Source organism: Empedobacter sp. GD03739 (assembly GCF_029843245.1).
GTDB lineage: Bacteria > Bacteroidota > Bacteroidia > Flavobacteriales > Weeksellaceae > Empedobacter > Empedobacter falsenii_B.
The window spans coordinates 1-8,159 of sequence record NZ_JAOCHX010000073.1 but is presented as its reverse complement, the minus strand read 5'-3'; the positions used below and the strand labels follow the sequence as shown (position 1 = coordinate 8,159).

General features: G+C 30.9%; 8 protein-coding genes and 1 riboswitch. Of the genes, 2 read left to right on the top strand and 6 right to left on the bottom strand.

The features are described 5' to 3' along the window. Nucleotides 1-21: 21 nt before the first annotated feature. The 5 genes from N5E64_RS15035 to N5E64_RS15015 form a co-directional block, all read right to left on the bottom strand. Entirely contained in the window at nt 22-936 is a 915-nt protein-coding gene (locus N5E64_RS15035) for an AEC family transporter (protein WP_038337191.1), read from the bottom strand. 80 nt (nt 937-1,016) lie between these two features. Beyond that, nucleotides 1,017-1,703: a VOC family protein gene (locus N5E64_RS15030; RefSeq protein ID WP_115001181.1), complete on the bottom strand. Its 687-nt coding sequence runs from the start codon at nt 1,701-1,703 to the stop codon at nt 1,017-1,019. An 88-nt stretch (nt 1,704-1,791) separates the two neighbouring features. Further along, entirely contained in the window at nt 1,792-2,322 is a 531-nt protein-coding gene (locus N5E64_RS15025; RefSeq protein WP_125350461.1) for a DUF4269 domain-containing protein, read from the bottom strand. Next, nucleotides 2,319-2,741, bottom strand: coding sequence for a PaaI family thioesterase (locus N5E64_RS15020; RefSeq protein ID WP_038337190.1), 423 nt, complete (start codon nt 2,739-2,741; stop codon nt 2,319-2,321). Before N5E64_RS15020 ends, N5E64_RS15025 begins: the two co-directional genes overlap by 4 nt. Before the next feature lie 48 nt (nt 2,742-2,789). After that, nucleotides 2,790-3,395: a hypothetical protein gene (locus N5E64_RS15015; protein WP_125350460.1), complete on the bottom strand. Its 606-nt coding sequence runs from the start codon at nt 3,393-3,395 to the stop codon at nt 2,790-2,792. Nucleotides 3,396-3,443: 48 nt separating this feature from the next. Next, nucleotides 3,444-3,538: riboswitch (SAM-I-IV-variant riboswitch) on the bottom strand. Between the two features lie 576 nt (nt 3,539-4,114). On the opposite strand from N5E64_RS15015, the gene N5E64_RS15010 reads away from it, so the two are divergent. Then, nucleotides 4,115-4,909, top strand: coding sequence for an alpha/beta fold hydrolase (locus N5E64_RS15010; protein ID WP_280038208.1), 795 nt, complete (start codon nt 4,115-4,117; stop codon nt 4,907-4,909). Between the two features lie 103 nt (nt 4,910-5,012). On the opposite strand, the gene N5E64_RS15005 is transcribed toward N5E64_RS15010, so the two are convergent. Next, nucleotides 5,013-6,746, bottom strand: coding sequence for a DUF262 domain-containing HNH endonuclease family protein (locus N5E64_RS15005; protein ID WP_280038207.1), 1,734 nt, complete (start codon nt 6,744-6,746; stop codon nt 5,013-5,015). Nucleotides 6,747-7,072: 326 nt separating this feature from the next. On the opposite strand from N5E64_RS15005, the gene N5E64_RS15000 reads away from it, so the two are divergent. After that, the coding region (locus N5E64_RS15000; RefSeq protein WP_280038206.1) for a transposase at nt 7,073-8,159 on the top strand (1,087 nt) is incomplete at its 3' end.

Sequence of the window (8,159 nt, the reverse complement as noted above, 5' to 3'; positions counted from 1 at the left end):
TAAAAACTGTAACAGTTAAATCTACTGAATAAACAATTGTATCATTTCATACCAAAAAGCAGCTGTAAAAAAGCCTACAATAATACTGATTCCAATAATCAAATTGGTTAGTTTGGTGTTGAGTTTAAATTGTTCCGCAATAATACTCGATGTCACTAAAGTAGGCATAGCAGCTTCAAAAATAGAGATTTTAGCCACATCACCTTTTATTCCAATTACGATGGCTAAAAGCATTACAACTGCAGGCGCAATCATTAATTTGTAAACCATAGACATCGAAATTTGTGACCATAATTTTCTCCAACCATTAAACTTTAATTGCAATCCAACCGAAAATAAAGCCAATGGACCTACGGTTGCAGCTAATTTGTCGAAGAATGGTTCGGCAGGAGATAAGTCGATAAATTGAGATAAAATCAATGCACTTATACAACCCAAAAATGGAGGGAAAGTAAATAATCGTTTCAAGATAAATTTGGAATCTATTGCTCCAGATCCATTGCTTCCTCCTTTTAATGCAGAAACTATTCCGATGGTTGATAAGCACAAAAACATGGTTTGATCACAAATAATCGCAATACTCAAATACTTTTCTCCATAAAATGCTGAAATCAAAGGAAAGCCAATAAAAGATGTATTGCTATAGCCGCTTGCCAATTCCAATGTTCTTCTCGAACGCTCCGAATAGCCTTTTGCTTTGCTGTAGAATTTCATGTAAAACAAACTTCCAACGGCAATAATGACAGTAGAAAAGATAGGAAATAACATTTCTTGCGACCATTCTACTTTTGGTAAATACTTAAACGAGACTGCTGGTAAAGCCAAATATAAGATCCACGTATTGATCCCTTTATGAGCATCAGGATGTATAGATTTTGTTGCTTTAAACACCATTCCGGCGATTATACAGACTGCGATTAATATAAAGTTTACCATTTTTAGATATTTGGAATGCAAAGTTACAATCCCATTTTTTTTTACCCTTAAGATATCACTTTTTATTCAATGCTTATTTTTTATAAAATGGCAAGATTAGATATATTTAATTTATTATTATTGAAAATCACTTTTGAATAACAATTTTCATTTTCCAAAATAGCTGTAAATGGAGTAGGAGTTATTGTATCAGTTGTAGGAAACCAAGTTGTTTTGATAAAATAATTTGGTAATAATATTTTCCCCTCATCTGAGCCGTTTGTGCCAAATCTTTCAAAATCTCCTTTCCAGAATTTAGATGTTGTTTTCTCTTCTAATAATTGATTGGTAGCCTCAATATCAGTTGTAGGTAAGCCAATTTCAGAAATTCCTAAAATAGAATGTTGATCAAATTCTGCATCGTTCTCATAAGCTAAATTATAATGTGTAATCATCTCAGCAAGATTTCTAGCTCCATCATAGAAATAAAAAGATTGTGCATTCCAATTTTCGAACTTTGCAATGTATTGATCAGCATCGGTGTTTAGGATTTTAGTTTTATTTTGTATCCAATCAAATGCCTTTTCGAATTGATTTTTACAAACTAAAAAACTGAAATGATAAATATGTTCTTCGTTCGATTTTATAAAAGTTAATCTTGTCCAACCAACTTGTAAACTAAACTGATTTTCGGTTTCTTCAATTAAATCAAAAGCTAAAATAGTTGTATAAAATGATTTTGTTTTTTCTAGCTCATTTGTAAACAATTGTAATTCTCTTATTTTCATTCTGCGATTTTTTATAAAATTAAATCAACAAAAAAGAAGAAAATAACAAGTTGAATTGATTTAATTAATTGCGTTATAAGAAAACTGTTTAATCTACTTCATACTCCAATAAGGCGAGATATGGATTACCTTTTAACTCAAGAACTTTTGCAAAAGCAGGTTCAGTTTTGTACCCATTCTTTTTAAGTTCGATGATTTTGTTTTTGAATGGTTCGTCAAATTTTTCAAGTAGTTTCGCCTCAATGAGCATATGTCGATAGGCATTTTGTTCGGTTGGAATCTTATTCTCTAAATAAATCTCAATTTCAAACGTATCAATTCTAAAATTACAAGTCAAACAAATTTCGTTATTGTTTATTAATTGATTGATTTTAAATTCAAAATAATGAGAAAAATTCTCGGTTAAATGATTTGTAGCGTTTTCAAAATTAGATGTTTCACCAATAATATCAATGTCACTATTTTCAATATTGATTTCAATGGGAATTGTACCTACTACAATAGGTTTGTATGTGTCAAGTTTTTCTAAAATTTGATGATTGCGCAACAAATGAAACACATTGTGTTGTATTTCATTTCCGTGTTCTAAATAATCAATGGTAAGAAAATTTTGCATCATTTTATTCTCATCATAGTTACCAAAGAAGTAGCAGCATGCGTTTCTTTGTTCGTCGTTTCGTCAACCACAAAAATCTCTGTGCGTATGGTGCTTATCTTTTTTCCGCCTTTTATCACATAGGCTTTTGATAGTAAATAATCACCCAAAGCAGGTCGTAAATAATTCACCTTTAACTCAACTGTTACCACATAACAATCGTCGTCATAGTGAGAAACAGCAGCATAACCAGATGAAACATCAACCAAAGAAGCAATCATAGCACCATTAAACATTCCGTGTTTACGTGTCATCATTTCTTGTTTTGGAATCTTAATCGAAACATAGTCCGTTTCGCATTCGATAAGTGATGCGTTATAAAATTTTAAGGTTTCTGAACGATTAAAACTTGCCTCTACTAATTCTCTTTTTTCTGGCGTCATATAAAATTGCTTTCAACAAATATAGAGATTTGTCGAAAGCAATTTCAGTTATGCAGTTACGTTATTCAAGTTTTCTTCTTTGATAATCGTATTTTGATGTGACAAAATTACTTTATCCAAACCGCGGTAATAATTCCCTTTGTCAACAGTAATCAATAAATTATTTTTCGGAATTTTATTGATAATCTTATTGTTCGGGAAATGTTGTTTCGAGTTTTTGAAGGTAATAAATACATCATCTTCAGTTAGATTTTTGACATCTTCTTCCGAAATAATATCAATCAATTCATAAGGTAAATAAAGTTGATCGAAGATATAATGAAAGGTTTTAAGGCGTTTTCCGTTCAATTCTTTGCTATGTTGCAAAAAGTTTCTCAATCTATGTACAACAGCGTAGAAATTACCTACCAAAGGTGGTTTGGGAATATTGCGCTCGAACAAGCAACCGTCGATTAAACTAAGCGGAAGTTTGATATTCAATTCATCTGTTTTTACATTGTATAGATGACGATAATCCAAACCTCTTTTCTTGAATTCTTCGATAATATGATCTTTTAGCGCAGGAACTTTAATAGGCAATTGTTGATTGATAAAATCGACCAATTTTTCATCTGATATAGGAGCTAAATTAAGCTCAGAAATGTTTTGTGACATACAATAAATAGTTAAAATAAAACAATTATTGTATTTCGATAATAGGGGATTTTTCGTTGTTTTTGGATGAACTCCCGTATTGTTTTACCACCGTGGAGACTCCTCTCGGTTGGTATCGTTTTCTACGATTCGAAATACGATGTAAAACTACATAAAAAATTGAATATGTAGTAATCTTTTCTAATAATTTTATTTTAAAATGATCACTTAGAATTTTATTCTAAATTGGATATTGTTTCGATAATAAAGTTTTGAATAATTGCTTGATTTGTTTTTTTATATTCTACCATATAGATACATCGTAATACTAGTTCATTTATTCATTTTCCAATTTATCTCTATTCATCAACATTGTTAAACCTATGTCTCTATGTGGTTATAAATTTTATGTTCTGAATTAGATGCGACCCTGAAACAAGTTGAGGGGGACCACTTCGCTATTATAAATAGAGATTTAGAAAATTTTACAAATAATTAAGATAAATTTAATTGTTTGCCGAAAATTATTTTATACATTTGAATAACAAAGTAATTAAAAAATGAAGTTTACGTGCTTATATATGTCGATTCGCAAACAGGTTTGGAATATCCAGACGTGGGAAAGTCATGTATACTAAAAAGAGATTTTATTTTTTAATATATTTTAGGTTTCCCCGTCGATTTTCGATGGGGATTTTTTTTAAACAAAAACAACAATTACCCATATAAAATTAAAAACAATGCAAAGTTTACAACAAGTAACGATCCCAGTTTGGCCCTTAGAGGACAACACAATCTTAAACAATGTTTCGGTAACATTTCAACTTTTTGGACTTCCATTAGGAACAGCTCCAGTCATTTTGATTAACCATTCCTTACACGGAGATTCAGATTGTACCTATCATTGGGATGGAGTCATGGGGAAAAACAAAGCAATTGATCTTAATGAGTATACGGTAATCTGTATAGATATTCCTGGAAATGGCGTTTCCGAAACCATAAAGTACGACTATATACCACGCGATCACATTACAGCACGCGATGTAGCGGTATTGTTTTGGTTGACGTTATTTGAATTGGAAGTAGACGAGATTTTTGCCATTATTGGTGCAGATTTAGGTGGAGGATTAGCATGGGAAATGGCATGTTTGTTTCCAAATAAGGTGCTGAATATTATTCCGATAGCAGCAAGTCCTAAGACAACATATTGGTTGGTAAAAGAGCCCACTTCTAAAAGCGAATACCTGAAATCTATTTTCTATTCGATAGATATATCACGCAATAGAGGCGATATATTGCAAGTTTCGCAATACATCAAATCAAAAATACATGTGATTTATGTGAAGAATGGAAACTTGTTCAACAAAGCAGAATTGAAACGTTATTACGCCAAACTGCAAGAGTTTAACAAACATGTGCAGTTCCACGAAATAGAACAAATAGAAGATAACGAATTACTAAAAGCAAACATCGATAAGGTTGAAAAAATAGTAGATGGTATCCTCGAAAAAGAATATATAAATAACGTTGCATAAAAACTAAAGCTCCTGCAAGGGAGCTTTTTGTATTTGTGGTATAGGTGTATTTTGTCTGAAATATTGAGTTGTGCAACAGTTACCGATGTTGTACGCCGTATTTTTAAGGTTTCCATTTGTCCATTATAAACTTTTGAATTTTTTTACCTCTTTCAATAATTGTTTTATCATTCCAATCTTCAAAACTAACTAATTCTCTTTCCGAACAGAAATCAGAATTGATATATAGTTGTTTTTTAGAACTAAAAGTTTTATTTGTCAAAGAGCTGTTTTGGAAAGTCAGAACTAGATTCCCAAGAAGGTTAATGTTTTCAAGAGGTTTTATTCCTGCCATCAAATTTTGTGGAGCAATATGTTCAATGGTTATTTTGTTATTTTTAGTTAATTCTTGAATCGTTCCAAAATCAAATTTGGATTTTAGTTCATTTTGCAGATAATATTCATAGTCAAGTAAAATTAGTTTTAGTGCATTCTGAGAAAGGGTGTTATAAACGCTTAAATTAATAATTGATTTTCTCAAATCAAGATTATTACTGTTTTTTTCAATCAAATTACGAAGTTCTTTCTTTAATTCAGTGAAATTTATTTTGTTTGAATAAACTTTATGTGCTAAATCAAATATTACAGAAATACCTGTGTTACCTCTTCGGTTTCCAAAAATAAAAACTCTAATTGTAAAAATCTCTAAGATTTCATTGATTGAAATTAGAAAATCAGGTTTAAATTTTTTATTTGTTAGGATTGCAAGATAAAGCGGAAGAAAACTTTCAATTTTACCTAAAGTTTCAAGACGGAAAAAAGATTTATTAATTTCCTCATTGTCAAATTCTTGATTTAAGATTTGTAGGTAGAAAGTAGAACATTTATGCAAAAAATTATTAAAATCTTTAATTTCTTTTATTTTTTTATCTCTTTGAGTGCCATCATTATCAAAGAGATTCTTTTTAGCAAATATTTCCCGTTGTTTTATTAGTTCAGTTTTAATTTTCTTTGGAATATCTGACAAATCTTTACTATCACCAACATAAGCAATGTAACAATTCTTCAAAAATGAATTTTCAATTCTTGCGGTTGAATAGTTTTCAATCGCCATTAAATCAGTAAATATTTCTCCAAATTTTTTGTTTATTTCTTTTGCTAATGATTTTTCATTTAATCTATTTGTTAAATAAATAAGATAATTTTTTACTTTATCAATATCAGACAAAGGAAGTCCTCTATCATTCATTGTCTCAAAAATTAAACCTACTTCAGATTCTTCTTCCAATTCAAATATATTTACTTTAAATTTAGAAAGGAGATTATTGTAAATATTTATGAGCGTATTTATTGATGTATATCTTTGCAAAAATGTATGAAAATACACACGAGTAAAAAGCAAATTTTTCTGTGTTTTTGTTGTCGGGAGAAGCTTTTTAATACTATTTATGTCAAAGTCTGTAATCAAGGTATAAAAAAACTCTTGATTACTTTTGTTGTTCAAGCGCAAAAGAGATTTTTCCTTATTAATTACGCTTCTTATAATTACATCGTCTGCTTCTAAAGGTTTTATTTCACTTATTCTGTGATAAATACTGATTAAAAGTAAATGAAATGTTGTCAATCTTTGTTGTCCATCAACGATATCGTATTTTGTTAGATTTGTAATTCCAATTTTTTCCTGTCCTGCTTTAATCAAAGTAATTGTTCCTGCATAATGCTCTTTTATGAATTCAACATCGCCTAAATCATTTAATAGATCATCTAATTGGTCTTTTGTCCAAGAATAACCTCTTTGATATTCGGGAATTGTAAAAATTCCATAGTTTAAAAATTTTTCTACTGTGTCAAATTTCATAAATGCTGTGCTTTAGGCGGTTTTTTGGATAATATGGCGTATAACGGAAAAAGTATTGGCGAAGTGCGGGGCTAAGAAGTTCAAAACTTTCTATTAACACGAACCTGAGCAAAAACCATTTTCGTTTTTTCAAAATTACAAAAAATAAAAAAACGAAATGGTTTTTTGCGGATAAAAATTACAAAACTTTCACCGCAAGGGAACTTCATCCCCGCTTTTGCAAAACCGATGTGCCTGTTGCACAACTAGAATAACGTAAAATTTCTTAACTTGTTATTATGCAAGGCAAAAAAGAATTTACACCCCAATTATTTTACGATTTAAGTTTGGATCGATTGGTACCTTTGGATAATTACTATCGAATAATACAGCGAGAATTATCATTTGATTTTCTTTATCAAGTGACCTCAAAATATTATGGAAAAGAAGGTCAAAAAAGTATTGATCCTGTGGTCTTTTTCAAGATATTATTGGTGGGTTATCTCAACAACATCAACAGCGATCGGGCATTGATTCGCTACTGTAGCAATTGTTTAGATGTACGTTTATTTTTAGGATATGATTTAAATGAAGATTTACCTTGGCACTCAACCATTAGCCGAACACGTCAATTATTAGGAGAAGAAGTTTTCTTAGAATTATTCCGTCAAGTTTTAAGTCTTTGTATTGATAAAGGAATGGTTCAGGGTCGTCGTCAAGCGGTTGATAGTGCATTTATCAAGGCCAATGCAAGCATGGATAGTTTAGTTGAAAAAGAAGTTTTAGAAGATGCTTCTGCATATGTCAACGAATTAGAAGAAAATAGTGAATATAAAGTCACTTCAACACGTAAAAAGTTAGTTGAACAACACCATAATTGGAAAAAAGAAGAATTTAAAGCGATGCCTGCCGCTCGAAAAGCAATTCAACTGGATGAGGATGGCAATGAGATTCGTCCAAAGTTTTTAAGTAATCATACCCATTATAGCCCAACAGATCCTGATGCGAAAATCTCGACCAAACCAGGTAAACCACGCCAACTGAACTATGCAGGACAGTTAGCAGTTGATGATAAACACCACGTGATTACAGGTGCTTGTGCCAGTACCGCAGGTAGCAAAGACAGTACAATCTTTTCTGAAATCATGGATCAAACTTTATCAAATTTTAAACAAAACGATATACAAATAGGTGAAGTTTTAGCTGATGCGGGCTATAGTAGCGGTACAAGTTTGCAATATTGTGAAGATCATAACTTAGATGCTTGGATTCCCAACTTTGGACAATATAAACCCGAGCGAGAAGGCTTTATTTTCAATAAAAAAGAAAACCGTTACGAATGTATTCAAAAAGGAGGAAATAAAGCTTTTCTGCCTTTCAAACGAACTTTAACAGACAGCAAAGGCTACGAAAAGAAAAGCTATAGAAGTTCGC